Genomic DNA, 25,703 nt, shown 5'->3' with positions numbered 1-25,703 from the left:
GTCATTTTTCCATGATTGGCTCATGTTATGCTGCGCTCATCAATAAAAATCAAAGGAATACAAATGTCACTTCTCAATGTCAGCAACCAAAATGGTATCGTTACAGTCCGTCTAAACCGCCCAGAAAAACGTAATGCCATGAGCTTTGCCTTACTACGCGAATTGGTGCAAACTGCAAAAAAAATTGAAAAAGACCGTCGTGTACGTTGCGTTATTTTAACAGGGGAAGCACAAGTATTTAGTGCTGGTATTGATCTCGCTGACTTAAATGCACCTAAAAACAGTCTGTACGCAGCATGGGAATTAATAAAACCTGGACAAAGTCTATTTCAAAAAGCATTTCTGGTCTGGCAAAGCTTGCCTGTTCCTGTCATTGCTGCAATTGAAGGCTACTGTTTCGGTGCAGGGATGCAATTAGCTCTAGCCGCAGATATTCGTATCGCACAGCCAGAAACGAAGATGTCCATTATGGAAAGCCGCTGGGGACTTGTACCTGATATGGGTTTAACCCGTACGATTAAAGGCGTAGTTGGGGTCGATCTTGCTAAAGAACTGACACTGACAGCACGTATTTTTGATGCAAACTACGCCAAAGAAATCGGTTTGGTCACCCATCTTTCCGAGAACCCAATCGAACGAGCAAATCAGTTAGCCTTAGAACTAATACAACGTTCTCCTGATGCACTGACAGCGGCAAAACGAGTTCTAGATGCCATGGAGCATAAACCAACACAGGCATTACGCTTAGAAAAACTATGGCAGTTAAAACTCATTCTTGGTAAAAATAGTCGTCTGGCACGTAAAAAAGACAAATATCCTGAAACTGAATTTTTACCACGCCAGTACAAATAGATTGACACGAACATAGCAAAGGAAGCCAATATGAGTTTTGATGTCACGACTCCGATTGCATTTTTGGGTATGGGTTTAATGGGAAGCCGTATGGTAAGCCGTTTAGTTCAAGCAGGGTTTAACGTTGCTGTCTGGAACCGTACTCAAACGGCGTGTGAACCGTTACTTGCAATGGGTGCTAAGTCATTACAGCTTAAAGATATTGGCGACTATCCTGTCATCTTGATTTGTCTAGCCGATGATCATGCAGTGAGTCAGGTGTTCGAGCAAATTAAACCTTATTTAAAACCCCAGCAGATTATGGTTGATTTTTCTAGTTTATCTGTCGAAACCACACAAGACCTATCTAATCAAATCAAACTACTGCAAGGCAACTGGATCGATTCACCTGTTTCTGGGGGAACGGTGGGCGCCGAACAAGGAACACTGGTGATTTTTGCAGGCGGTGATACACAAGTTATTGAAAAAATCGCACCAATTTATCAAGTCCTCTCGCAGCGTGTTACCCGTATGGGCGAAAATGGGACAGGACAAGCCACCAAAATTTGCAATCAATTGATTGTGGCTGCAAATAGCACCTTAATCGCAGAAGCTATGGCGTTAGCTGATCGTGCTGGTGTAGATACCACTTTACTCGCTCCTGCATTGGCCGGAGGTTTTGCAGACTCAAAACCTTTTCAGATATTAGCTCCCCGAATGGCGACTCATACTTTTGAACCCGTGCAATGGAAAGTGCAAACCCTATCTAAAGATTTAAACAATGCTGTTAAGTTAGCAAAGTGTTTTGATTTGGATATTCCAGTTGCAGCAAAAGCCCTTCATCAGTTACAAGCACACCAACAAAAAGGCTTTGCCGAGCAAGATTTAGCGACTATGATCAAACAGATAGAAAATAAATCTTAAAGGACGAAGATCATGAGTCAGTTAGCAGTGAATCTTTCCCTTATTTTTACTGAAGTTCCTTTAATTGAACGTTTTGCACTGGCACGTCAGTATGGCTTTGCACATGTGGAAATTCAGTTTCCTTATGAGTTGGGTATTCACCAGATTCGTGAACAACTCGAACAGCATCATCTGACTCTTTGTCTCATTAATGTCCCGACTGGCGACCTTATGCAGGGTGGTAATGGTCTGGCAGGTGTTCCTGGAAAAGAAATTGAGTTCCATCAGGCCCTTGAACAAGCCATCCAATATGCGAGTGCACTTGATGTACCTCGAATTAACATTTTAGCAGGCAAACAACCTTTAGATGCAGACTTATTGCCGTGTTTAAACACATTGGCCAGCAATTTAAAATTGGCGTGTCACCTCATGACTGAACACGGAATTGAACCTGTATTTGAAATGATTAATGGCACCGATATGCCTCGTTTTTTAGTTCAAAATATTGCTCAGGCTCAAGAAATGCTTGAAGCAGTTCATCATCCTGCTTTGAAAATGCAATATGACTTTTACCATATGGCAATGATGGGCGAAGACGTACTTGAAGGTTTAAAAGAAAATATTGATCAAATTGGACATATCCAGTTTGCAGACTGCCCGGGTCGCCATGAACCAGATACCGCCCAAATAAACTTTGCACAAATTTTTCATTGGCTCCAGCAAAGTCACTATACGGGGTATATTGCAGCGGAATATAAACCTCAGCAAAGCTCTACCCAATCATTTGAGTGGAAAAAAAAATACTTTTCCGATGATGTGAATACATAATGTGTTACAGCGAAGGTTTGAAATTTAGTCAGAACTTCGCTATATTAGATCATGAGTAATTGTCAGGAAAATATACCCTTTATGAATTTAGAACCATCGCCCAGCGCTTCTAATTCTCACGATCTCGCAATGAATTCAACGCCGCATAATGTAGAGACTTGTCTAAAAGTTGTACATGACGCACTTACCGATGTAAAAGCAAAAGATATTTTAGAACTTGATGTTAGCAGCATTAGTAATGTTGCTGATGCGATTATTATTGCCAGCGGCACTTCAACGCGCCATGTCAAAGCCCTTGCTGATAACGTTGCCGACGAAGCACGTAAAGCTGGGTTTCGTCCGATTGGTATTGAAGGTGAACGTGATGCCGAATGGATCCTGATCGATCTAGGCTTCGTAGTTGTTCATGTGATGTTACCTACTGCACGTAAGTTTTACGACCTAGAAAGCTTATGGCGTAATGCTCCAGAGGCGATTGCCTAAAACTATAAGAGCAAAAAAGCGACCTGAATGGTCGCTTTTTCATTTTAGGGAGCAATCTTTTAATCAAATATTTTAGATTTTTTGATCAGGATTTAAAAAGAACTACAAAATAATAATAAAAAAACCAACATATAGATTAAACTAAATCCACTTCTATTGTTTATTTTCAAATTAATTTATAATTTACACCAAAGGCATTCTTATGGCTGTTCAACAACTTATTAAACGCCTTTCGATCAGTTTATGTCTCACCTGTATCAGTACAGGCCTATTTGCTTCTCCTGCAAAACTAAGTACGGTCAAGGAACTCATGCAGGTCAGCCAGATTGAATATTTATTACGTCAATCGCTAACTGAGTTAGGACCTTATTATGACAAACAGGCAGAGCAAATTATTCTCAATACGACGGGTTCGCAAAGCCTCAATAGTAAAGAAAAACAAGCCGCAACCCAATTGAGTCAGCTTTTAAAAGAATCAAGTAATCAAATTATTGCAAATCCTAAAACCCAACAGGTGATTCAAGATATTTACTTGAAAACTTATAGCGAAGAAGAACTGCAAGCAAGTATTAAATTCCTTAAGACTCCAGAAGGCCAATCCATTACCCGAAAAAATGCCAAAATGATGGGTGAACTTTCTACTTATATGATGCAACTAGGCCAAGAGATGTTTAATGATGCTAAAACACGAGAAAATTTTCAGGAAAACATGATGGCAATAATTGCTCCACTTATTGCAGAAAAGAATAAAAATCTAGATCAACCATAATTTACCACTCGGTTTTGAGTAGCTTCTCAGATAAAGTTCGGCTGCAGATAAATAATTTCTTCAGCCGAACAGGTTTACCACGTCATTGGATTCCAGATCTTAAAGGGTTTCACCAACAATACATCTGATTTTTCATCATATTTAGCTGGTTTTAGCTCTTGGGGCTTATGGCGGATTTTGCCTGAAGTGTCCTGTGCTACAAAGTTATAGCTAGAAGATTTCAACCGGGTAAATGCAATTTCATTTCGTCCTATTTTCTCCTGCATCATCAGAAAAGGACCTGAACGCTCTTTACGGGCAGGATTTTCTTCATCATATTTCAAGTAATAGGTCTGCCCCGCATCCACCGTCATATCGATATATTTAGGCTCTTGAAAATGAAATACAGTCAAAGGACGACTGGTTGAAACACGATAAGTACCCGCAGGCAGCTCGAGCCAATAGTAATGATTATTTAATAGACTCGGAATCCGCTTACCATTAATAAAGATATTAGCAGCAGCAATTTCCTGTTGATTCCAGCGTGAGTCTGGACGATACAAATACACGACGGCAGCTTGCGGATTTTGTGGTTGAATCGGCTGAAAGTATTGTCCCAATTTTTGGTTAACCCACCCACCAACTGAAAATCCACCCACATGATATTGATCTAATATGCCCGGTTCTTTGTTGGTATCTACTTTTGGCAAGGTCGATGTTAAAGCTTCAGGCTCAGTTTTTAAATGAGATGCACTATGGCAACCTGTTAACACCCCGACACAACACAGTGATAATAATAAATAACGCATGATATCCCTCAAGGCGTTTTATTTCATTTATTTTCTATGGCGCAAAACTATGCGTATTTCGCCTCAAGATTAACACCTCGCTTCATATTTGCAAATAAAAAAGCATGAAATGCCTGAGCAGATCATGCTTTTTCAGATAAATGTCAGAATACTGAATTTATGCCGACTTAGAATCCACCACTTTTAAATCAACATGATCAACCACATCATGATTTTGTGGCGGTAAGCGCTCCTTTTGATAAATTGGCTGCGCCCCTTGTGTAATCACCGCTTCATTGATAATCACTGTACCCACATCATCACGACTTGGCAGGTCATACATAGTTTCAAGCAAAACATTTTCCAAAATTGAACGCAAGCCACGAGCACCCGTATTGCGTTCTAGTGCTTTTTTCGCAACTGCACGCAATGCTGCATCTTCAAACACCAGATCAACATCTTCCATGTTAAAGAGATATTGATACTGACGAGTCAATGCATTTTTAGGTTCAGTCAAAATCTGCATGAGGGCCGCTTCATCCAACTCCTCAAGTGTTGCAATCACAGGCAAACGACCAATAAACTCTGGAATTAAACCAAATTTCACCAGATCAGTTGGCTCAACCTGACGGAACAATTCTGCTAGTTTTTTGCTTTGGTCTTTATTTTTGACTTCTGCATTAAAACCGATTCCGCCTTTTTCCTGGCGTTGCTGTACAATTTTTTCTAAACCAGCAAATGCACCACCACAAATAAACAGAATATTAGAGGTATCAATCTGAATAAATTCTTGTTGTGGATGCTTGCGCCCACCTTGCGGTGGAATCGAAGCCACTGTACCTTCGATCATTTTCAGTAATGCCTGTTGTACCCCTTCCCCTGATACATCGCGGGTAATAGAGGGGTTTTCAGACTTACGGGTAATCTTGTCGATTTCATCGATATAGATAATGCCTTTCTGCGCTTTTTCTACATCGTAATCCGCTTTTTGCAGCAATTTTTGCACAATGTTTTCAACATCTTCACCCACATAACCCGCTTCAGTTAGGGTGGTTGCATCTGCCATAGCAAACGGAACATCCAGTAATCGGGCCAATGTCTGTGCAAGTAAGGTTTTACCTGAACCAGTTGGCCCAATTAGCAAGATATTACTTTTAGCAATTTCAATATCTTGATTAGTCTTATGTCCAGACTGCCCCACTTTCAGGCGTTTGTAATGGTTATAAACCGCCACAGATAACGTTTTTTTCGCAATATCCTGACCAATCACATATTGATCCAGAGCTTTACGAATTTCTTGCGGTTTTGGTAGTTCTCGACTTGCCCAATCACCTGCCTCCACTTGCTGGCTGGTCTGAACAAGATCTAAACACACGTCCACACATTCATTACAGATATATGCGTCCTCACCTGCAATCAGTTTCCCGACTTCAGACTGCGTTTTACCGCAAAATGAACAATGCTTTTGTCCTTGAGGATGTTCGGACATAATTACTCCAACTTAAAATCTTAACTTTTAGGGACGTTTAGATAAAACTTGATCCACTAAACCATATTCTTTCGCCGCTTGTGCCGTCATGAAGTTATCACGATCGGTATCACGTGCCACAGTTTCATAGTCTTGACCACTATGCTCTGCCATTAAACGATTCAGACGCTCTTTGATAAATAAAATTTCTCGTGCATGAATCTCAATATCAGATGCCTGACCACGGAAACCACCCAGAGGCTGATGAATCATAACACGTGCATTTTCAAGGCAATAGCGCTTACCCTTCGCCCCTGCATTCAGCAAAAAGGCACCCATAGACGCGGCCTGTCCCATACAGTAAGTCACAACATCTGGCTTGATAAACTGCATGGTATCGTAAATTGCCATACCTGCTGTTACTGAACCGCCAGGTGAATTAATATAAAGGTGTATATCTTTATCTGGGTTCTCTGCTTCCAAAAACAACATCTGGGCTACAATTAAGTTCGCCATGTTGTCTTCAACTTCACCTGTCAGGAAAATTACACGTTCGCGCAACAGTCGTGAAAAAATATCAAAAGAACGCTCACCACGTGAAGACTGTTCAACGACAACAGGAACTAAAGCATTTTCAATTGTTGGAACATACATACGATTATTTATTCCTAAATTTTTGTAACTTAACTCATTCCCACAATATGAGGGATAATGACTGAAATTGCAAAAGCATTCCTTTCAAAATATCGTTTTATTTCTGTATAAAACACGCATTTTTGTCGGAATATCTGAAAAAGAATAGATTCATAAAAAAAGGCGCTTTCGCGCCTTTTCTCAATCTATTTAAAGATTAACGAGCTTGACGCGCTTGTTGTTCTTTCAACAGCTCTTCGTAAGTTACGCCTGTATCAGTCACTTTTGCATTAGCAAGAATGTGATCAACCACTTGATCTTCTAATACAACTGCTTCGATTTGAGCACGTTGTTGCTGGTCATTTTTGAAGTATTCAATAACTTCAGTTGGATCTTCATAAGAAGAGGCCATATCTTCGATATATGCGTCTACACGAGTTTGATCTACTTCAAGTTTAGCATCAGCAAGAACTTTACTTACAAGTACGCCTAGTTTTACAGAGCGTTCAGCTTGTTCTTTAAATAGTTCATCTGGAAGCATACTCTTGTCAAATGATTGTGCACCAGCACCACCAAATTGTTGAGTGAATTGTTGAACCATTTGTTCGCGCTGACGATCAATTTCCTGAGCTACCATTGCAGCAGGGACTTCGATTTCATTTGCAGCAACAAGGGCATCAAATGCTGCTTGTTTAACTTGGTTACGTAAACCATTACGAACTTCACGCTCCATATTCTTACGAACATCGGCTTTTAACTTCTCAACGCCTTCTTCTTCAGTCAAACCAAAGATTTTAAGGAATTCAGCATCAATTTCAGGAAGTTTCGCTTTTTCAACTTGCTTCACAGTAATTTTGAATTGAGCTTGTTTACCTGCAAGATTTTCAGCTTGGTAGTCTTCAGGGAAAGTTACATCTATTACTTTCTCTTCACCTGCTTTCATGCCAATGATGCCATCTTCAAAACCTGGAATCATACGACCTGAACCAAGTACCAGTTTAAAGTCTTCAGAAGAACCACCTTCAAACTTTTCACCGTCAATTGAACCTTCAAAGTCGAACGTCACTTGCATGTCTTTTTTCGCCATACCTTTGGTTACTGCCCAAGTTTGACGTTGTTTTTGCAAGTTTTCGATCATTTGATCGACGTCTTTGTCGTTGATTTCAGTAGATTTACGTTCAACTTCAAGATCGTTAAACGCTTTTACCTCAACTTCTGGATATATTTCGACAGTCGCTTCATAGACCAAAGCGTCATCTTTGTGTTCCACTTTGTCAATATTTGGCATGCCTACAGCATTGATTTTTTCTTGTTGAATCGCTTCAAAAACAGTATCACGAATAACGTCATTCACCACTTCCTGATAAATACCAGGACCGAAGTCAGAACGTACACGTGACATAGGCACTTTACCCGGACGGAAGCCGTTGATCTTCACAGTTTTGGCAGTGCGTTTTAAACGAGCTTCAAATTGCTCATTAATACGGCTCGTCGGTACAGAAACATTTAAACGACGGGCAACGCCCGAAACCGCTTCAGTCGTTACTTGCATGGCTTCCTCGATAATTAGTTAGAGTAACAATTTTTAAAAGTGCCATATTATATGACAACTTTGCCGATATACAAAACGGATGATGAAAAAGCTAGATTTTAATAGAAAAAAATTCCACATTAGAGAAAATATAAAACTTAAAAAAAACTTAATAAAAATTTTTTTATCTCAGCCCATTTTCTTACACTTCAAAAATTTTACATATTTTTCAAAAACTTAATTCTAAAATTGTAAAATAATGTTTCTTAAAATCCATAATATCTCCTTTTTTTAACAAGAAATTCAATCAACAAAAACTATTTATAAAAATAATAATCATTATTATTCACATACTTTTTATTATTGATATCTGTAACTATGGCTTTTATCAAAACGCGCAAGAAGATTGTCTCATCCGCAATCGCTTCTTCTTTATCCGTTATTGCTGTTTCAGCAATCGCACAAGATGACGTTTCCCATTTACCTACTATTCATGCTGAAGCAAGTACAGACAGCCTGAAAGTAGATAACTCGGCTAATAAAAAATATGTTGCTCCTCTTTTAGATACACCAAAATCTGTTGCCGTTGTTTCGCAAAAACTGTTACAAGACACTGGTTCCAACTCTTTGACACAAGCCTTACAAAACGTACCAGGAATTACGTTTGCAGCCGGTGAAGGTGGAACACCATTTGGTGACACTCCTTATATTCGTGGTTATAGCTCTCAGTCTTCAATTTATGTAGATGGCGTACGCAATGCGACTTTACAAAATCGAGATATGTTTGCGATTGAGCAAGTAGAAGTCACTAAAGGCTCAAGCTCGACCTTATCTGGCGGCGGCGGCGTTGGCGGTAGCATCAACCTGATTACTAAACAAGCTCATCAGGGTGATGTTTATCAAGGAACTGTTGCAGCAGGAACTGATGATTATCGCCATATACAACTTGATGCCAACAAAGACTTTGGTAATGGGGTTGCTGGCCGTGTTGTCGTGATGGGACATCAAAATGATAAGCCAGGTCAAAGTAATGGTGCCGAATACAATCGCGTTGGTATTGCGCCAAGTATTGCATGGGGCTTAGGTACCGCAACTCGCGGGTCACTGAGCTATTATTATTTACAAAGTTATGATGAACCTGATGCTGGTATTCCATTTTTATCTACAGGTGGAAAACCGTACCAAGCGAAACAGGGAATTTACTATGGCTGGAAAAATCGCGACTTTGATAAACGCGAAAACCAGATTGGTACTTTTAAACTAGAACATGATTTTAATGATAATCTGACATTATCTAATGTTATGAATTACACAAAATCAAAAACAGATTATGTCTATACCAACTCGAATGACTCCAAAACAGGCACAAATGGCCTAAATAATGTTTTAAATGGTTATATCTATCGCGGTCATGCCTTAAGCCGTATTTCTGATACTGACGCCTACTCAGATCAACTTGCTTTAACTGGAAAATTCAATACTGGATCAATTAAACACTCGTTTAATACGGGCGTTGAATGGAGTTTGCAGGACACCGATATGGGGTCATACACTTATAGCAAAACTGCAACCAATGCAGATGCGCAATGTAGTGCTGTGACTTATTGGTGTACCAGTGTGACCAATCCAGATAATCCAGCGATTATTGGCACACGAAATGCTGATACTGCGGTCACCACGACTCGAAGCCGCACTGTTGGCCTATATGCACTTGATAGTATTGAATTTAGTCCGCAATGGTTAATGAATCTTGGTTTACGTTGGGATAAATTTGATACTGAAGCTAAATATAATAAAGTATCAGGCACAACTCCTGCTGGAACAAGTATTGAAAGTGATAGCGATTTCTTTAGTTATCAGGCGGGTCTAATCTTTAAACCAACTGAAAATGGCAGCATCTACGCAAGTTATGCGACTTCTGCGAACCCCGTTGGTGTTGGACAAGGGGACAGCAGTGAATCAGCAGTTGCCATCACCATTAATGATTTGAAACCTGAAAAAGCACGTACTTATGAAGTGGGTACTAAATGGGATATCCTAAATAAACGTGCCAATTTAACGGCTGCTGTTTTCCGTACAGAGAAAGAAAATACTCGTATTCAGGATGCCGCAGGTTTTTACTCAAATGTAGGTGAAAGCAAAGTTGATGGTTTTGAACTGGGTATTAATGGTCATATCACCAATAAATGGGAAATTTCGGCAGGTTATAGTTATTTAGACAGCGAGTTAACTGATGGCGGCTATTCACGTGGAACAGCAATTCCAGCGGGTGGCCCAATTCCTTATGTGGCAAAAAACAGTGCAACATTATGGTCAACTTATAAAGTCTTACCACAGTTGACTCTAGGAGCAGGTGCTCAATACAAAGACAATGTCTATGTAAACTCGAGTACTACTGCCGAAAAATATATGCCTGCTTACACCATTTATAATGCCATGGCTAAATATGAAATTAATCCTAATGTGAATTTACAGTTAAATGTTAATAACATTTCGGATAAACGCTATTTCACTAGCGCGCATGCAGCACACTATGCATACGAAGGTGATGGTCGTAATGCAGTATTAGCAATTAATTTTAAATATTAAAACCATCGTTTATTTATGGCTTTATTTAAAACTCATATAAAATAGCCTCATCTTTGAGGCTATTTTTACAACTGACGTTTTCTTGGCAAAGGTATTCGACATGATTCATCATATTCCCAATGTACTTAGCAAAGAACAGGTTGCAGAATTTAGAACATTGATGGAGTCAGCCCATTGGGTTGGAGGAAAAGTCACAGCTGGAACTTTGTCTGCATCTGTCAAACATAATCAGCAATTATCTGAACAAGATCCCTTGACCCACCATTTAAGTGATCTCGTGATTAAGGCCATTTGGAATAATCCCATATTTCAGACAGCTGCCCTTCCCCACCAGGTCATTCCACCCTTATTTAATCGTTATGATGAGCATGAAAGTTTTGGTTTCCATGTCGACAATTCTATTCGACTGATTCGTGGCACCACCGAACAAATTCGTACCGACCTATCCTGCACGTTATTTTTAAGTGAACCCGAAGAATATGAAGGTGGTGAACTGGTTATTGAAGATACTTACGGCTACCACGAGGTTAAACTTCCTGCAGGCGATGTCGTACTTTATCCTGCCACAAGTTTGCATGAAGTTAGTAGTATTACGCGTGGTACACGTTTTGCTTCTTTTTTTTGGGTACAAAGTTTAATTCGCGATGATAATAAACGACATTTGCTATTTACTTTAGATGAATCCGTTCGCAACTTACGCATGCAACATGGAGATCGCTATCCAGAAGTAATGAAGTTAACCAATATTTATCATAACCTGATGCGAATGTGGTCGGAGCTTTAAAACAAATCATCACTTTTAACTCCATAAACAAAAAATACCACCAAAATAAAAACATTTAATGAAAAATATTTCCTTATAAATTGCATATTACGCAAAAAACAGGGAAATATTTTCCATTAATTCAAATTAAAATCTACACTATGATTTTGCATATGCGATGTTTTTCACCTACACTCAAACGAGTCGTAAAATCCTTTACTCAGGTGAAACCACTCCGCTTATTGAATGGTATATGGAAATGAAATACATTTTTGCTTTTTCCAAGTCTACAACTGATTTGACCATGCTCCTGATGCTGCGCCAAGCGCGCATACTCTCTTTTTGCCTCTAAACTGGCCTCGAAATTTTTAAGCTCTTTTCTTTAAATCATCTTATTTAGACACCATATATAAAGTAGTAAGCTGCCTAAAAATATTGAGCAAGCGCGCTACGACAAGGAGTTATCTCATGATGTTGGCAGACCCAAGCAAAAAATACCGTCGTATGTACCAGCGTGTCGATTTACCTGACCGCCAATGGCCAAATAACGAAATTACCAAAGCACCGATTTGGATGAGTACCGACTTACGTGACGGTAATCAAGCGATTTTTGAACCAATGGACATCGATCAAAAGTTTAAAATGTTCCAGATGTTGGTCAAAATTGGTTTTAAACACATTGAAATTGGTTTTCCATCTGCATCACAAGTGGACTTTGACTTTACCCGTAAATTGATTGAAGAAAATCACATTCCAGACGATGTATATATTGAAGTCTTGGTACAAGCACGTGATCATTTGATTGAACGCACTTTTGAATCTTTAGTCGGTGCAAAACGTGCAATTGTGCATATTTACAACGCGAACTCACCCACTTTCCGTAAAAAAGTTTTAAATGTCGGTGTGGACGGTGCAAAATCATTAGCAGTCAATGCCGCTAAAAAAATCAAGGAAATTGCAGCACAATATCCTGAAACAGACTGGATTTTCCAATACAGCCCAGAATGTTTTTCTGCAACAGAATTAGAAGTTGCCAGAGATGTCTGTGATGCGGTCACTGAAATTTGGGAAGCATCTCCTGAAAATAAAGTGATCTTAAATTTACCGGCAACAGTCGAAGTTTCAACGCCGAACGTCTATGCTGACCAGATCGAATGGATGCACCGCAATATTGCTCGCCGTGATGGCGTGATTATTTCGGTTCATTGTCATAATGATCGTGGTTGTGGTATTGCAGCTTCTGAACTCGCGATTATGGCGGGTGCGGATCGTGTTGAAGGTTGCGTCTTTGGCAATGGCGAACGTACGGGTAATGTTGATGTCGCGGCAATTGCCTTGAATATGTACACTCAGGGCGTTGCGCCTGAATTGGATTTCTCCAATATTAATGAAGTAATTGCTACGATTGAAGAATGTACGGGTTTACCTGTACATCCGCGCCATCCATATGCCGGCGACTTGGTGTTCACCGCATTCTCTGGTTCACATCAAGATGCAATCAAAAAAGGTTTTGAATTCCAGAAAAATGAAGAAATCTGGGACATGCCTTATTTACCGATCGATCCCAAAGACTTGGGGCGTGACTATGATGCGGTGATTCGTGTCAATAGTCAGTCGGGTAAAGGCGGAATTGCCTACTTGTTAGAAGCCAACTATAACGTCGTATTGCCGCGTCGTTTACAGATTGAATTTTCGCAAATTGTGCAACAGCATACAGATAGTAATGGCACAGAAATTAGTGCAACGGACATCTGGAACTTGTTCCAAGATACCTATGTCAATGCCAAAGAACGGCATTATACCGCGAAAAACTATCGTCTTTCTGATATTAATGGCACACAAATTATTGAATTAGACGTGGAAATTGATGGTGAAATTCAACAATTACGCGGTGAAGGTAATGGTCCTATTTCAGCCTTTCTAAATGCGCTTCAATTGCCAATTGACGTTTTAAATTACGAAGAGCGTAGCATTAGCTCGGGTGCCAATGCCAAAGCCTTAACCCTGATCGAAATTCAGGTTAAAGGTACAGGTAAAAGTGCCTTTGGTGCTGGCGTACATGACAATACCGTTACTTCATCGATTGAAGCGATTTTGGCCTCGACCAACCGCTTAATTGAACAAGGCGTATTAAGCACTGAACAAGTGGCTGCTGCTGCTGTATAAACTAAGTAAAACACTCTTTTTGAAAGGATACCTATGGTATCCTTTCTTTATTATTGATTTAAAGATAGAAGGCGAATTGCTCCCGTGTCTTTTCCATCTGACTCCGTGGGTTTGGTCACTCCACAAAAGTTTCAATTTGAACAACCTCTGCATTTAGAATGTGGCCGCAGTCTACCGCGTTTCGAGCTGATGGTTGAAACTTATGGTACGTTGAACGCAGATAAATCCAACGCAATTCTAATTTGTCATGCCCTTTCTGGACATCATCATGCGGCAGGTTATCATCATGAAGATGATAAAAAAGCCGGTTGGTGGGATGCTTGTATTGGACCAGGTAAAGCCATTGATACTAATGATTTTTTTGTGGTGGCCTTGAATAATATTGGCGGATGTAATGGTTCTACTGGCCCCACTTCTCCAAATCCTGAAAATGAAAATCGTCCTTATGGCCCTGATTTCCCATTGGTCACGGTGCGTGACTGGGTTAAAACTCAAACCATGTTATCAGACCGGTTAGGAGTTGATATTTGGTATGCCATTATTGGAGGGTCTTTGGGTGGAATGCAGGCATTGCAATGGTCTGTGGATTATCCTGATCGTTTAAAAAATTGTGTGATTATTGCGAGTGCACCAAAACTGTCTGCACAGAATATTGCCTTTAACGAAGTCGCGCGACAGTCGATTCTATCTGATCCTGATTTTTATCATGGACGTTATCTTGAAAATGATAGCTATCCAAAACGTGGGCTGATTTTGGCACGTATGGTCGGTCATATTACCTATCTATCTGAAGAGGCAATGAAACAGAAATTTGGCCGTGACTTAAAATCAGGCAAATTTATGTATGGCTTTGATGTTGAATTTCAGGTGGAAAGCTATTTGCGCTATCAAGGTGAGCAATTTAGTCGAAACTTTGATGCCAATACGTATTTGATTATGACCAAAGCTCTGGATTATTTCGATCCATCACGTGAGTACGAGCAATCCTTGACTAAAGCCATGGCACAAACGCAGTGTCGCTTTTTAGTGGTTTCATTTACTACGGACTGGCGCTTTGCCCCAGAACGCTCTCAGGAAATCGTCGATGCACTCATTACCAATCATAAACCTGTAACTTATCTGGATATTGATGCTGAACAGGGTCATGATTCGTTTTTATTTCCCATTCCACTTTATGTCAAAACGCTACGGGCTTTTTTAGGGGGTGAAGTGCTTTTAAAATCTACCCCACAAGTGGAGGCGATCTAATGCGTATAGACCAACAACTTGCGGAAAAATGGATTAAACCAGGCTCGAGTGTGCTGGATTTAGGGTGTGGAGATGGCGAATTATTGGCTCATATGAGTAAAAAACACCAAATTCGTGCTTATGGACTAGAAATTGATCAAGAAAAGATTGCAATTGCTGTCAGTCGCGGGTTAAATATTATTCAGCAAGACTTGAATCTTGGCTTGAGCCGTTTCGCAAATCAATCTTTTGATAATGTTGTTATGGCACAAGCTTTGCAAGCTGTAGATGCACCAGATGTTTTATTACGTGATATGGTGCGAGTGGGCAAACAAGCCATCATTACTTTTCCAAACTTTGCGCATTGGAAGACGCGCTCGTTTTTGGCTTTGAAAGGAATGATGCCTGTTTCAGATGCATTACCTTATATGTGGTATAACACGCCCAATATTCATTTATGTACTTTCCGAGATTTTGAAGCACTATGTGCAGAAAATCAGATTCGGATAATTAATCGACTTGCCGTCAATGGGAATCAGCAAGGGAGCTTTTTAAGTAAGCATGTCCCTAATTTGTTTGGTGAAGTCGCAATATATCGAGTGAGCGCTCTATGAAAAAAACATTATTCAGCACACTAGTAGTTGGACTTTTGAGTATTCACGCACATGCTGATTACGTTGCCCAGCCACAGTCTATTGCAGCACAGGCTGCACACTTTTCAACCATGGGTGTGAATGATCTGATGAAAGCTGCTAAAGCTGGACAGGCTGGTGCACAATTTTATTTAGGTTCGCATTACCAATATGGTAAAGATGTTGCCAAAGACGAAAAACAAGCTTTTGCATGGTTTAAAGCAGCCGCAGATCAGGGGCTTTCTCCTGCTCAGTTAAATGTTGGCCGTATGTATGCAGATGGTGTAGGCGTTTCTAAAAATGAAGCCATGGCACGTAAATATTTCGAGAAAGCAGCAAGTAATGGTGATAACCGTGCTAGCTACAACCTTGCGATGATGGAAGAACAAAAGAAAAATTATCAGGGCGCGTACCAATGGTATGAGTTATCCACTCGTGACGGTATGCTGGACAACAAGGTGATCAATATGTCACAAAGCAAGAAAACGGCTTTGGCTGCCAACTTAACCCAAGACCAGATTCGTCAGGCAGTTGACCGTGCGGATAAATGGATTCAAGCGCAGTAACTTTTTTAAATTTTAAAGCACCTTCGGGTGCTTTTTCTTTTTTAATTTTCTTTTTTAATTCAGGTTTTGATTATGTCTGCTCCACATTGGCTCTCTCAAGGTACATTAGTTTTAGCCAGTAACAACAAAGGTAAAATTACCGAATTTGAAAGACTCTTTGCAGAGTTAAAACTTCCAGTTGATGTCATTCCCCAAGGCCAACTCAATATTTCAGATGCAATTGAAGATGGGCTGAGCTTCGTTGAAAATGCCATCATTAAAGCGCGACATGCTTCTAAAATTTCAGGAAAACCTGCGATTGCGGATGATTCCGGAATTTGTATTCCGATATTAGATGGTGCACCCGGAATTTATTCAGCACGTTATGCAGGTGATCACGGCAATGACGCCGCCAATAATGAAAAATTACTTGATGATTTGAAACCTTTCCGTCGCTCAGGACAAGCCATTGAAGGCATGTTTGTCTGCGTACTAGCGCTGGTCGAACATTCAGAAGATCCGCTTCCGCAAATCTTTCAGGGCTTTTGGCACGGCGAAATTTTAGAAGTAGCGCGCGGCGAACATGGTTTTGGTTATGATCCTTTATTCTGGCTACCTGAACTTGGCATCAGTAGTGCTGAAATGAGCAAAGAAGAAAAGAATAAGATTAGCCATCGAGGACAGGCGATGCAACGCTTTCGTGAGAGTTTGCTACAAAGATAACTCTCTCTGATAAAGTTATATTTGTATATATAAAAGACTATCCAAATATGACTTTATTACATTTGTTCAAAGAGAGTAAAGCCTCTCTCTTTCTTACTCAAAACAAGTTCCACTTATAAAAAATATCAACTTAATCTTTATTTTAAAATTAAAACTTTACCTCAGATACTCCCACATGACCCAAAACCATCACTATACCCGCCATATTGCTTCCCTATTTTATCAAGCTCATTTTCTGATTTGATAAGCTCTTCATAAGTAGGAATCATCTTTTTTTCACAATAGCAAGTCCACTCCCCTGTGACTCTATCTTTTTCAACACTAACTTCATAACCTAGCTGTTGCGCCTTATTAGCTACTTTCTCGCCGGCTTCTTCAGATGGTACCGCAACAAAAAAATCTATTCTTATTATATGTGACAAATCAAAACCATTTTCCTGAAATTGTCTTAATGCATCACCTGTTTCATCATCAGGGAATTGAGCCATTTTCATATCTTTTAACAATTATAAACTCTAATCACAATATACTAATTATGATCAAGTCCATAGTTTTTATCGCCCCTTAAGAACCCTTATTTAAATGCTCCGTTGAAACCAAACTACTTAAACAAATGCAATAACACGCCGTAAATCGCAATCACGACACAACTCACAATTGTACCCGACGCAATATATCTTGCTGAAACTCCAGTTCCCTGATAGTGGGTTTCCAGTGCCACAATATTTGCCGCAGGTGGTAAACAGAACAACAAAAACATCACCCCAATATATTGCTGAATATGTGGAATAGGCAAATAAAGATAGGCAATACTACACAGCACAAGACCACAAATAATTTTCAAACCTAAAATGCCACTACTGCATTTTAAATCATTCACATTCACTTTGGTGTGACGTAACCACATGCCCAAAACACACATTCCTGCAAAGGTCATTCCGATCTTACTGGCACTATAAATGTGATCAAACCAGACTGTATTTTGAATATTTTGTGCACCCATCAGACGAGCAAATCCTGCTAAAACCAGAGCCACAAAAGGTGGAGATTGCATCACTTTTTTCAGGATGACTAACTTAGACTGAGGCGCTGAGGAGACGGCGGTCACGGCCCAAATATTGCCAAAAATAGAACCACCAATATATAAGGCAACCATAGCAGAGCTAATCTGAGGTCCAAATAAAGCAATCGCGAATGGAAAGCCTAGCCATGCCATATTGACGTAGCTAAAACATAATGCCCCTAAACGATCCTTAAAGAGTTGCATAAATAGCGTATAGAGCAAAACTGCGGAGACGAAACTAAAGAGCATCAAGCTTAAACTACCAGCCTGATAAAACACCATATTGTAAATAATTACAATCGGAATAAAAACACGAGCAAGTAAGGTTGCAAGTAGTGGTTTCAGGCGTTCGGAATATTTCGATTGAGCCAGTAATAATCCAGCAATGAACGCAATGAATGGGAGAATAAGATTCACAGAAAACTCTGAAATACAGTTTCAACAATCGAATTGAATAGTAGCATTTTTCTATCCAAAAAATTGAATTGTCTTAAAAATGAAATATTTTTGTCACTTCCCTGTCATTGCGGGCTGTTGAAATATCCACAAACTTTTGGAGGATATGGGAAATGGCAGGCTTATCAATTTGGCACGTAGTGATTTTCTTGATTGTAGTGGTGCTTTTGTTCGGTACATCAAAACTAAAAAATCTGGGTAAAGACGTGGGCGGTGCTGTTAAGGATTTTAAAAAATCCATTCGTGAAGAAGAGGAAACCGCTGCACTTAATCAACCAAAAACCATTGATGCCGATGTTAAAACCGCTGAACCTGCATCATCTGTAAAAGGTTAAGGAACCCAAGTCATGCTGAATGTTGGAATGACAGAAATTCTGTGTTTTGCCGTCATCGCAATATTGGTTTTAGGGCCTGATAAACTGCCTGAAGCTGCACGTTTTGCGGGACGTTGGTATGCCAGAATTAAGCGTCATATCAGCAATATTCAAAATGAAATTGACCGCGAACTCAAAATTTCTGAATTTCGCAAAGAAATGCAGGATGAACTTGATCGAATTGAAGCACTCGAACGCAAAGTACAATCTCAACTGGAAGAAATAGAAAAGAGAAAACTTTCCGAATTAGAACATATTTCTCAAAATCATAAGGAAAAACAAAATATTGTTCGAGTGTATTCATTTATTTCCACTGCAGTTTATATTCCTTTTCAAACATGGCGGCTGCAAGAACATACGGGCGATAGCCCTCAGATGACTTTGCAACAGACAACTCCTATTAAACTGAAGATTGCCGTATGAACCAGCTTCCCTCAAACCTATTAAGTACAGATGAAACACTGGAGCAGATGCCCCTGATGAACCATCTGGTGGTGTTACGTAAACATTTGTTTAAAATCGTTGGGGTGACTCTTTTTTTATTTTTTTGTTTATTGCCTTTTCGCAACTATACATATCAATGGTTATCTGAACCATTACGCATGCAATTGCCCGCCTCATCCTCCATGATTGCAACCGATGTAACTGCAACATTTATGGCACCATTTAAACTCAATTTGTTCGTGGCAATTGTACTGGCTATGCCTTTTATTTTGTTTCAATTATGGTCATTTGTTAAGCCAGCGTTATATGCTAGAGAACGTTATTTGGCGTTGCCTTTGTTGGTTGGCAGTATTATTTTATTTTTTGCTGGCATCGCTTTTGCCTACTTTATTACCCTGCCCGCGATTTTGCATTTTTTCATTAGTGTATCTCCAGAAACTGTAGCACCAATGACTGATATTAATAGCTATCTTGAGTTTTGTCTTAAACTGTTCTTAGTCTTTGGTTTTACCTTTGAAATTCCAATTGTAACTTTGCTTCTGATTTTAATTGGTGTGGTCAGTACCCAGAGTCTAGCCGAAAAACGACGTTTTATTATTGTCGGTTGTTTCTTTATCTCGATGTTTATTACACCACCAGATGCTATTTCAATGGTCATGCTCGCGGTGCCAATGTGGTTGTTATTTGAGATGGGTTTATTTTTTGGAAAATTCCTCGAACGACGCTCTGCATCCTAAAACAACGCTTCATCAAGCCCCCCTTTAAAGCTTGAATATTCATATATTCAGGTTTGTATTTTCTCACATTAGTTATTTGATTTTTAAAAATAATATTGTCTTTAAACTGACTTTAAACCGTAAAAAAAATGTCATCAAAATTGCCTAAAATCAGTGCCACAAATATACCCACAAACGTTATGGATTTATTATGACATCGGCAAGCACTCAACCTACCCGTCGTGATTTACTAAAGTGGTTTGGCGGCATTCCTTTTTTACCATTAGGGGCAATGGCAACAGCAGCAACGTTGGCAGGATGTAATGATAGCGACAATGACAGTGTTGTCGTGACGCCACCAGTTGAAGCTAGCAATCTTAAAAATGCAAAATTTACCGCGATGTCTGCACCTTCGTTGGCGAATCCAGCAGAAATGGCAACGACGTCAGTTCAATCAAAACTTAAAATTGACTGGGACAATTCAACCAGTACCGAATACCAACTGGCGTATAAAAACTTCTTTAAAACAGGTGAACAAGTTCCTAACCTCAAAGGCGGAACAATTGTGGCAGGCGGTTATTTCAATGTAAATGGCGATCCTATTATGGATAACTCCGTTGCCGGTAAAGAGCGCCAGTTCTTTTCTGACTGTCCAGATGGTTCTTCACTTATTCATTTAGAAAATGCCAAAGTTGATGGGGTTAGCAATCCTGTATTCCATGTGGTGCAATTTGAATACACCTCAAAAAATCAGGCTGGAGCAAGTGAATATGGTGAACTTCCATCACCTATTGCCATTTTGACACTGGATCAAGACCAAAAAACCGGTCATCTTGAACTCAAAAAATATTTTAATGTAGATACAGCCCCAGTTCATGGTTTATGGATTACTTGTGGCGCGAGTTTATCACCATGGAACACTCACCTCTCCAGTGAAGAATATGAACCTGATGCATTTGAACAAGGTATTGGCGGTTCAGCAGTAACTGGCATAGGCAAAAACTTCTTTGGGGATGCAAGCAAAGCCAAAGCCTATAACTATGGGCATTTACCAGAAGTGACCGTTAATCTGGATGGGACAGGCACAATTAAAAAACATTTTTGTATGGGTCGTATCTCACACGAGCTCGTACATGTTATGCCAGACAATCGTACTGTAATTATGGGCGATGACTATACCAATGGCGGTTTCTTTATGTTTGTCGCAGATAAAGAAAAAGACTTATCTGCTGGAACTCTCTATGTTGCAAAATATCTAGATGTCTTAACTGAATCTAGCACGGCTCGTATTCAATGGATCAACCTTGGTCATGCCACAAGTCAAGAAATTGAAAATCTGGTAAATGTGCAGAATATTCAACCAACCGAGATTATGGAAAGCTTAACGGTTAATCCAAACGATGCCAGTTACACGGAAATTACCTTAGCCAAGAAAAAACTTTGGGTAAAAGTTAAACCAGGTATGGAAAAAGCGGCTGCCTTTTTGGAAACACATCGCTATGCAGCCCTAAAAGGCGGCAGTATGGCCTTTACCAAAATGGAAGGAACCACTATTAATATCAAGGACAAAGTGGCATATTCAGCATTAGCCAATATTCAGGATTCCATGATTACCAATGGTTCTGGCTGGGTAGCTTCCAACAATGTCAGCTTTTCCAAAAAAATCACGGCGGGTGGTATTCTTGAGCATAAATTAGGTACAGCCTATCCTGCAACGGATGGTTCACTGATTAATAGTGAGTGGGTTCCTTTATACTCGCACCTCATGTTATCTGGTGTTGATATTAGCGCAGACAGTCTGGGTAATACTGCAGATCCAGAAAAAATCGCCAGCCCTGATAATCTTAAATATTCTGAAACCTTACGTACTCTGTTTATTGGTGAGGACAGTGGTAACCACGTTAATAACTTCTTGTGGGCATATAATGTCGACAGCAAAGAGTTGGTCCGTCTTTTATCCACACCAGCAGGTGCGGAATCCACTGGCTTACATGCTGTAGATTCGGTCAATGGCTGGACCTATATCATGAGTAATTTCCAGCATCCGGGTGACTGGGGCAGCATTCATGCAGGGGTGAAAGGCCAATTACAAAGTTATATCGACAGTAACTATAGCGATGGTTTTAGCGCTAGTGTAGGCTATATCACTGCTGATCCAATTGCACCGTCTGTTGTTAAAAAATAAGATAAGCAAAATAAAACAAAGCTGACTTCGGTCAGCTTTGTTGTTTTAAATCAATATTCAAATGCATAATTTGATCTTTTAAATCGCCCCACTGTGTCTTTTCCAACCACGTCCATTGTTGATTTTTCATGGTTAAAAAATTAGAACAACGTGTGCCGTATATAGGGCTTTGAATAAAAGTAGAAGAGAGAAGTTCTTCCATTTCTGGGCTTATACCAGTTCTAGGCAATAAATCAGGGATAACTTTGCGCTCATCCTCCAGAATATCCCATGCGGCATACTCAAGCTCATCTTCTTTAATCCCCATTTGCAGCATCGGTAAAAATTCCTGAGTGAAACGGATACGCAAATGTTTAGTTTTCTCCCAATGTTCTGACATTAAACCATTGGAAACCACGTATACACCTTTAGCCAATACTTGAGGTGCTTCACCACGATTACTCATATAAACCGCCTGAGTCTGGTCACCTAGAAACAGATTAAATCCAGCATATTGTTGTTGGACACGTTCAAGCTGTTGCGCAAACCGAATAGGTGTTTGCTCAGACAACAAAAAATCTTCAATTAATGTACCTCTGGAAGTGTGGTATGTCTTTTTATCTTGACCATCACGGAAATTGGTCACAATTGCCCAACGTCCTGAAGCCGTTACGCCCATCCATGTTCCACCTGATTGTAAGTCCTGCCCTGCAATAATCGAACTATTTGACCATACATGTAATTGAGAGGTGGGACGTGCATAAAATTCATCACGATTCGACAATAAGCAGATCGGTGTCTGTTCTAGAACTTGCCAAGCCAATGCTACAATACACATGAAATTTTTCTCGTTATCTTTAAACATTGAATGTACAACATTTTTCGCTCATTCCGTTAAAATCTGTGCCAATGATAAAAATCAAGGAATAGGAATGCTGACCTACCCCAATATTGATCCTGTTGCACTGTCACTTGGGCCACTGAAAGTTCATTGGTATGGGCTGATGTACCTTTTGGCTTTTCTATGCGCTTGGGGACTTGCCTCGTATCGAGCCAAGCAACGTGATGGCTGGACAGCCGATATGGTTTCAGACCTCGTGTTCTATGGAGCAATGGGTGTAGTACTGGGTGGACGTATTGGTTATGTGCTTTTTTATGAATTAGGCAAGTTTTTAGCTGATCCACTCTGGTTATTTCAAGTCTGGACAGGTGGCATGAGTTTTCATGGTGGATTTATCGGGGTTATGCTTGCCATGATTCTCTGGTGCCGAAAATATCAAAAAACATGGTTTGAAACTCTCGATTTTATTGCCCCTTGTGTTCCTACTGGCCTGATGTTTGGTCGTATTGGTAATTTTATCGGTGGGGAGCTTTATGGTCGCGCGGTTCAAAACCCTAACTATCCATTTGGGATGATCTTTCCAACAGATCCTTTGCATTTAGTACGTCACCCCTCACAGATTTATCAGGCCGTTTGCGAAGGGCTTATTCTATTTTTAGTATTATGGTGGTTTAGTCGTAAACCTCGTCCACGTATGGCAGTTTCTGCATTATTTCTAATTGGTTACGGAATTGCACGTTTTAGCATGGAGTTTTTCCGTGAACCCGATGCAGACCAAGGCTTCATTTTATTAGGCTGGATGACCAAAGGTCAGATATTAACTGTTCCTATGATTTTGATTGGCCTATGGATGTTTTGGTACGCGTATCAACGTAAAATCTACGATTGGGGTCCATTAAAAAATCGCTAACCCTTATTCTTCCTCTTCATGTTTTCGGTTTGACACATCTCAGACCGAAAACAATCTGTAAAAATAATCTCTTTGTTTTAAACGATGTATTTGATTCAATATCTTGATTCCCAATTTGTATGTTACATTTTCAGGGTTTCCATAATGATCCAATCAACATGCTTGAATTCTGGTTTAACTCTGACACGTCACGTACACAAAAATTTCTGATTTTGATCGTTACTTTGCTCATCGCACTGGGTTTATATCGCTATCACCCACTGCCTTTAGACGTGATTTTAATGTTTGCTGGAACAGGCGTCATTTTTTTAATCTGTCGTTATTTAAAACAACATTTTGCTCAACGTAATCCAACAGGACTACTGTATCGCTTATTGACATGGATTCCGATTGCGTTGTTACTCACTTTGCTTTTTATGAAAACCCTAAACAATCTGATGGGATGGGGTATTCAAGGTATTGCTTTTATGGCATTGGCGGTTTTTATTTTTTCACCCCAATTTCTGTTTAAATCAAACGCCATCATGCCACCTAAAGACCATTAATATGTTAGATTTTTGGTACTCTGAGCGCTGCACCCGTGGTATGAAACTTGGTAGCTGTATCGCCATATGTGCCATCATTTATTTTTTATCCCAGATTCAGAAATTAACCCCAGGATTTACCATAAGTTGTTTAGGCATAGGCGTAATCACACATTTCATTCAATATTCTTTTCAACGCATTGATCCGAACAATCCTTATCGTAACGGCTTTAAGATTTTGGAAACCGTATTCCCAGTCATGGGGCTAATCTTAATCATTTTATTATTACCGAAAACGCAAAAAATAGTATTAGCTCTACAAGCCCTCAGCTTTAGTGCATTGGGTTTATTTGTCGTTAGCATTTATCAAAATCGTGCACAACGTTAGGTTTGTATTACATCTACTACGCTGTTCATTCTGAGTAAAAGCAGTTAAGATTTGATATCGATTTTTAATGTTTTATTGGTTTTTTAATTGACCAATATCCATCCAGATTAGAGAGAATCATGCGCGCGTATTTAGACCTTTTACAACATATCCTCGACAACGGCGGCGACAAAGGTGACCGTACAGGAACAGGAACACGTTCGGTATTCGGTCATCAAATGCGTTTTGATTTATCCAAAGGTTTTCCTTTACTAACCACTAAAAAAGTTCATTTTCGCTCGATTGTGATTGAACTGTTGTGGTTTTTAAAAGGTGATACCAATGTTCAATATCTCAAAGACAATAAAGTCACCATCTGGGATGAATGGGCAACTGCCGAGCAAACTGCCCGTTTTGGTCGTCCTGAAGGAGAGCTTGGCCCCGTTTATGGCCACCAATGGCGTAATTTTGGCGCCTCTAAAAAAACTGGTGGCAGTTACAACACAGATGGTTTTGATCAAATTCAGTGGCTGATCAATGAAATAAAGACGAACCCAAATTCACGTCGTTTGATCGTGTCGGGCTGGAATCCAAATGAAGCAGGACAAGTTGCATTACCGCCTTGCCACACCTTGTTCCAGTTTTTTGTTCAGGATGGCAAACTTTCCTGTCAGCTTTACCAGCGTAGTGCTGATGTATTTCTAGGTGTACCATTTAATATTGCCAGTTATGCCCTACTCACTCATATGATTGCGCAAGTTTGTGGCTTGGATGTTGGTGATTTTGTCTGGACAGGCGGAGATACTCATTTATATGCCAATCATTTTGAACAAGCACAATTACAACTTACTCGCGAACCTCTTCCGTTGTGCCAATTAAAATTAAATCCAGAGATTGACGATATTTTTGATTTTAAATTTGAAGATATTGAAATTGTAGATTATCAATCCCACCCCGCAATTAAAGCCCCTGTTGCAGTTTAAGGT

Annotated in this window: 27 protein-coding genes; 20 read left to right on the top strand and 7 right to left on the bottom strand. The window is 39.8% G+C overall.

Annotated features, from left to right (window positions below):
- The first annotated feature begins 63 nt into the window (after positions 1 to 63).
- From IAE20_RS02430 to IAE20_RS02410, 5 genes are all read left to right on the top strand, one after another.
- A complete protein-coding gene (locus IAE20_RS02430) occupies positions 64 to 852 on the top strand; it encodes a crotonase/enoyl-CoA hydratase family protein (RefSeq protein WP_200481506.1) in 789 nt (262 codons plus the stop codon).
- A 30-nt stretch (positions 853 to 882) separates the two neighbouring features.
- Positions 883 to 1,755, top strand: a complete 873-nt coding sequence (locus tag IAE20_RS02425) for an NAD(P)-dependent oxidoreductase (protein WP_200481507.1) — start codon at positions 883 to 885, stop codon at positions 1,753 to 1,755.
- A 12-nt stretch (positions 1,756 to 1,767) separates the two neighbouring features.
- Positions 1,768 to 2,562, top strand: a complete 795-nt coding sequence (locus IAE20_RS02420; RefSeq protein ID WP_200481508.1) for a hydroxypyruvate isomerase family protein — start codon at positions 1,768 to 1,770, stop codon at positions 2,560 to 2,562.
- Between the two features lie 81 nt (positions 2,563 to 2,643).
- Positions 2,644 to 3,045 (top strand): ribosome silencing factor, encoded by a 402-nt coding sequence (gene rsfS / locus IAE20_RS02415; RefSeq protein WP_200459322.1) that lies wholly within the window; start codon positions 2,644 to 2,646, stop codon positions 3,043 to 3,045.
- A 202-nt stretch (positions 3,046 to 3,247) separates the two neighbouring features.
- Entirely contained in the window at positions 3,248 to 3,814 is a 567-nt protein-coding gene (locus IAE20_RS02410; protein WP_200481509.1) for a DUF2059 domain-containing protein, read from the top strand.
- Positions 3,815 to 3,888: 74 nt separating this feature from the next.
- On the opposite strand, the gene IAE20_RS02405 is transcribed toward IAE20_RS02410, so the two are convergent.
- The 4 genes from IAE20_RS02405 to tig form a co-directional block, all read right to left on the bottom strand.
- The gene (locus IAE20_RS02405; protein ID WP_200459320.1) at positions 3,889 to 4,602 is read right to left on the bottom strand and encodes a DUF2846 domain-containing protein; all 714 of its coding nucleotides are present in this window, start codon (positions 4,600 to 4,602) and stop codon (positions 3,889 to 3,891) included.
- Positions 4,603 to 4,759: 157 nt separating this feature from the next.
- Positions 4,760 to 6,070, bottom strand: a complete 1,311-nt coding sequence (gene clpX / locus IAE20_RS02400) for an ATP-dependent Clp protease ATP-binding subunit ClpX (protein ID WP_200459319.1) — start codon at positions 6,068 to 6,070, stop codon at positions 4,760 to 4,762.
- A gap of 27 nt (positions 6,071 to 6,097) precedes the next feature.
- Positions 6,098 to 6,703: an ATP-dependent Clp endopeptidase proteolytic subunit ClpP gene (gene clpP, locus IAE20_RS02395; protein WP_004991313.1), complete on the bottom strand. Its 606-nt coding sequence runs from the start codon at positions 6,701 to 6,703 to the stop codon at positions 6,098 to 6,100.
- A 196-nt stretch (positions 6,704 to 6,899) separates the two neighbouring features.
- On the bottom strand, positions 6,900 to 8,234 hold the full coding sequence (tig, locus tag IAE20_RS02390; RefSeq protein ID WP_200459318.1) for a trigger factor: 1,335 nt from the start codon (positions 8,232 to 8,234) through the stop codon (positions 6,900 to 6,902).
- Positions 8,235 to 8,591: 357 nt separating this feature from the next.
- On the opposite strand from tig, the gene IAE20_RS02385 reads away from it, so the two are divergent.
- The 7 genes from IAE20_RS02385 to rdgB all read left to right on the top strand — a co-directional run bounded on the left by IAE20_RS02385 (position 8,592) and on the right by rdgB (position 16,858).
- Positions 8,592 to 10,802 (top strand): TonB-dependent receptor, encoded by a 2,211-nt coding sequence (locus tag IAE20_RS02385; RefSeq protein ID WP_200459317.1) that lies wholly within the window; start codon positions 8,592 to 8,594, stop codon positions 10,800 to 10,802.
- A gap of 100 nt (positions 10,803 to 10,902) precedes the next feature.
- Positions 10,903 to 11,586, top strand: coding sequence for a Fe2+-dependent dioxygenase (locus IAE20_RS02380; protein ID WP_200459316.1), 684 nt, complete (start codon positions 10,903 to 10,905; stop codon positions 11,584 to 11,586).
- 447 nt (positions 11,587 to 12,033) lie between these two features.
- The gene (gene leuA, locus IAE20_RS02375; protein WP_200481510.1) at positions 12,034 to 13,731 is read left to right on the top strand and encodes a 2-isopropylmalate synthase; all 1,698 of its coding nucleotides are present in this window, start codon (positions 12,034 to 12,036) and stop codon (positions 13,729 to 13,731) included.
- An 84-nt stretch (positions 13,732 to 13,815) separates the two neighbouring features.
- Positions 13,816 to 14,979 (top strand): homoserine O-succinyltransferase MetX, encoded by a 1,164-nt coding sequence (gene metX / locus IAE20_RS02370; RefSeq protein WP_200481511.1) that lies wholly within the window; start codon positions 13,816 to 13,818, stop codon positions 14,977 to 14,979.
- Complete coding sequence (gene metW, locus IAE20_RS02365; protein ID WP_200459313.1) at positions 14,979 to 15,572, top strand: methionine biosynthesis protein MetW; 594 nt, start codon at positions 14,979 to 14,981, stop codon at positions 15,570 to 15,572. Before metX ends, metW begins: the two co-directional genes overlap by 1 nt.
- On the top strand, positions 15,569 to 16,156 hold the full coding sequence (locus tag IAE20_RS02360) for a tetratricopeptide repeat protein (RefSeq protein ID WP_200459312.1): 588 nt from the start codon (positions 15,569 to 15,571) through the stop codon (positions 16,154 to 16,156). The genes metW and IAE20_RS02360 overlap by 4 nt, the downstream gene beginning before the upstream one ends.
- Before the next feature lie 72 nt (positions 16,157 to 16,228).
- Positions 16,229 to 16,858 carry an RdgB/HAM1 family non-canonical purine NTP pyrophosphatase gene (rdgB, locus tag IAE20_RS02355; RefSeq protein ID WP_200481512.1) on the top strand — a complete coding sequence of 210 codons (630 nt, stop codon included), beginning with the start codon at positions 16,229 to 16,231 and terminating at the stop codon, positions 16,856 to 16,858.
- Positions 16,859 to 17,019: 161 nt separating this feature from the next.
- Here the strand turns inward: rdgB and IAE20_RS02350 are convergent, their stop codons facing one another.
- Both IAE20_RS02350 and IAE20_RS02345 read right to left on the bottom strand, forming a co-directional pair.
- Positions 17,020 to 17,352 (bottom strand): ribonuclease E inhibitor RraB, encoded by a 333-nt coding sequence (locus IAE20_RS02350; protein WP_265092575.1) that lies wholly within the window; start codon positions 17,350 to 17,352, stop codon positions 17,020 to 17,022.
- Between the two features lie 107 nt (positions 17,353 to 17,459).
- Positions 17,460 to 18,338, bottom strand: coding sequence for a permease (locus IAE20_RS02345; protein WP_200481514.1), 879 nt, complete (start codon positions 18,336 to 18,338; stop codon positions 17,460 to 17,462).
- A 152-nt stretch (positions 18,339 to 18,490) separates the two neighbouring features.
- Here IAE20_RS02345 and tatA point away from each other — a divergent pair, with 152 nt between their 5' ends.
- From tatA to IAE20_RS02325, 4 genes are all read left to right on the top strand, one after another.
- On the top strand, positions 18,491 to 18,712 hold the full coding sequence (tatA, locus tag IAE20_RS02340; protein WP_200459310.1) for a Sec-independent protein translocase subunit TatA: 222 nt from the start codon (positions 18,491 to 18,493) through the stop codon (positions 18,710 to 18,712).
- Positions 18,713 to 18,724: 12 nt separating this feature from the next.
- Positions 18,725 to 19,174 (top strand): Sec-independent protein translocase protein TatB, encoded by a 450-nt coding sequence (gene tatB, locus IAE20_RS02335; RefSeq protein WP_200481515.1) that lies wholly within the window; start codon positions 18,725 to 18,727, stop codon positions 19,172 to 19,174.
- Positions 19,171 to 19,932: a twin-arginine translocase subunit TatC gene (gene tatC, locus IAE20_RS02330; RefSeq protein WP_200481516.1), complete on the top strand. Its 762-nt coding sequence runs from the start codon at positions 19,171 to 19,173 to the stop codon at positions 19,930 to 19,932. The genes tatB and tatC overlap by 4 nt, the downstream gene beginning before the upstream one ends.
- Before the next feature lie 190 nt (positions 19,933 to 20,122).
- A complete protein-coding gene (locus IAE20_RS02325; RefSeq protein ID WP_200459307.1) occupies positions 20,123 to 22,096 on the top strand; it encodes a PhoX family protein in 1,974 nt (657 codons plus the stop codon).
- Positions 22,097 to 22,127: 31 nt separating this feature from the next.
- Here IAE20_RS02325 and IAE20_RS02320 read toward each other — a convergent pair whose 3' ends face one another.
- Positions 22,128 to 22,913, bottom strand: a complete 786-nt coding sequence (locus IAE20_RS02320; RefSeq protein ID WP_200459306.1) for an NRDE family protein — start codon at positions 22,911 to 22,913, stop codon at positions 22,128 to 22,130.
- A gap of 94 nt (positions 22,914 to 23,007) precedes the next feature.
- Between IAE20_RS02320 and lgt the strand changes: the two genes are divergently transcribed.
- The 4 genes from lgt (at position 23,008) to thyA (ending at position 25,700) form a co-directional block, all read left to right on the top strand.
- Complete coding sequence (gene lgt, locus IAE20_RS02315; RefSeq protein WP_200481517.1) at positions 23,008 to 23,826, top strand: prolipoprotein diacylglyceryl transferase; 819 nt, start codon at positions 23,008 to 23,010, stop codon at positions 23,824 to 23,826.
- 158 nt (positions 23,827 to 23,984) lie between these two features.
- Entirely contained in the window at positions 23,985 to 24,371 is a 387-nt protein-coding gene (locus tag IAE20_RS02310) for a hypothetical protein (RefSeq protein WP_200481666.1), read from the top strand.
- Position 24,372: 1 nt separating this feature from the next.
- Positions 24,373 to 24,738 carry a hypothetical protein gene (locus IAE20_RS02305; RefSeq protein WP_200481518.1) on the top strand — a complete coding sequence of 122 codons (366 nt, stop codon included), beginning with the start codon at positions 24,373 to 24,375 and terminating at the stop codon, positions 24,736 to 24,738.
- Between the two features lie 119 nt (positions 24,739 to 24,857).
- Positions 24,858 to 25,700, top strand: a complete 843-nt coding sequence (gene thyA, locus IAE20_RS02300; protein ID WP_200459303.1) for a thymidylate synthase — start codon at positions 24,858 to 24,860, stop codon at positions 25,698 to 25,700.
- Positions 25,701 to 25,703: the final 3 nt, after the last annotated feature.

Source organism: Acinetobacter sp. S54 (genome assembly GCF_016624945.1).
Classification (GTDB): domain Bacteria; phylum Pseudomonadota; class Gammaproteobacteria; order Pseudomonadales; family Moraxellaceae; genus Acinetobacter.
This window is presented reverse-complemented; position numbering and strand designations above follow the sequence as displayed.

Excerpts from the sequence above, each read along its gene's own strand:
- IAE20_RS02430 (WP_200481506.1), top strand. The coding sequence starts at position 64 with ATGTCACTTCTCAATGTCAGCAACCAAAATGGTATCGTTACAGTCCGT.
- IAE20_RS02425 (WP_200481507.1), top strand. The coding sequence starts at position 883 with ATGAGTTTTGATGTCACGACTCCGATTGCATTTTTGGGTATGGGTTTA.
- IAE20_RS02420 (WP_200481508.1), top strand. The coding sequence starts at position 1,768 with ATGAGTCAGTTAGCAGTGAATCTTTCCCTTATTTTTACTGAAGTTCCT.
- rsfS (WP_200459322.1), top strand. The coding sequence starts at position 2,644 with ATGAATTTAGAACCATCGCCCAGCGCTTCTAATTCTCACGATCTCGCA.
- IAE20_RS02410 (WP_200481509.1), top strand. The coding sequence starts at position 3,248 with ATGGCTGTTCAACAACTTATTAAACGCCTTTCGATCAGTTTATGTCTC.
- IAE20_RS02405 (WP_200459320.1), bottom strand. The coding sequence starts at position 4,602 with ATGCGTTATTTATTATTATCACTGTGTTGTGTCGGGGTGTTAACAGGT.
- clpX (WP_200459319.1), bottom strand. The coding sequence starts at position 6,070 with ATGTCCGAACATCCTCAAGGACAAAAGCATTGTTCATTTTGCGGTAAA.
- clpP (WP_004991313.1), bottom strand. The coding sequence starts at position 6,703 with ATGTATGTTCCAACAATTGAAAATGCTTTAGTTCCTGTTGTCGTTGAA.
- tig (WP_200459318.1), bottom strand. The coding sequence starts at position 8,234 with ATGCAAGTAACGACTGAAGCGGTTTCGGGCGTTGCCCGTCGTTTAAAT.
- IAE20_RS02385 (WP_200459317.1), top strand. The coding sequence starts at position 8,592 with ATGGCTTTTATCAAAACGCGCAAGAAGATTGTCTCATCCGCAATCGCT.
- IAE20_RS02380 (WP_200459316.1), top strand. The coding sequence starts at position 10,903 with ATGATTCATCATATTCCCAATGTACTTAGCAAAGAACAGGTTGCAGAA.
- leuA (WP_200481510.1), top strand. The coding sequence starts at position 12,034 with ATGATGTTGGCAGACCCAAGCAAAAAATACCGTCGTATGTACCAGCGT.
- metW (WP_200459313.1), top strand. The coding sequence starts at position 14,979 with ATGCGTATAGACCAACAACTTGCGGAAAAATGGATTAAACCAGGCTCG.
- IAE20_RS02360 (WP_200459312.1), top strand. The coding sequence starts at position 15,569 with ATGAAAAAAACATTATTCAGCACACTAGTAGTTGGACTTTTGAGTATT.
- rdgB (WP_200481512.1), top strand. The coding sequence starts at position 16,229 with ATGTCTGCTCCACATTGGCTCTCTCAAGGTACATTAGTTTTAGCCAGT.
- IAE20_RS02350 (WP_265092575.1), bottom strand. The coding sequence starts at position 17,352 with ATGAAAATGGCTCAATTCCCTGATGATGAAACAGGTGATGCATTAAGA.
- tatA (WP_200459310.1), top strand. The coding sequence starts at position 18,491 with ATGGCAGGCTTATCAATTTGGCACGTAGTGATTTTCTTGATTGTAGTG.
- tatB (WP_200481515.1), top strand. The coding sequence starts at position 18,725 with ATGCTGAATGTTGGAATGACAGAAATTCTGTGTTTTGCCGTCATCGCA.
- tatC (WP_200481516.1), top strand. The coding sequence starts at position 19,171 with ATGAACCAGCTTCCCTCAAACCTATTAAGTACAGATGAAACACTGGAG.
- IAE20_RS02325 (WP_200459307.1), top strand. The coding sequence starts at position 20,123 with ATGACATCGGCAAGCACTCAACCTACCCGTCGTGATTTACTAAAGTGG.
- IAE20_RS02320 (WP_200459306.1), bottom strand. The coding sequence starts at position 22,913 with ATGTGTATTGTAGCATTGGCTTGGCAAGTTCTAGAACAGACACCGATC.
- lgt (WP_200481517.1), top strand. The coding sequence starts at position 23,008 with ATGCTGACCTACCCCAATATTGATCCTGTTGCACTGTCACTTGGGCCA.
- IAE20_RS02310 (WP_200481666.1), top strand. The coding sequence starts at position 23,985 with ATGCTTGAATTCTGGTTTAACTCTGACACGTCACGTACACAAAAATTT.
- IAE20_RS02305 (WP_200481518.1), top strand. The coding sequence starts at position 24,373 with ATGTTAGATTTTTGGTACTCTGAGCGCTGCACCCGTGGTATGAAACTT.
- thyA (WP_200459303.1), top strand. The coding sequence starts at position 24,858 with ATGCGCGCGTATTTAGACCTTTTACAACATATCCTCGACAACGGCGGC.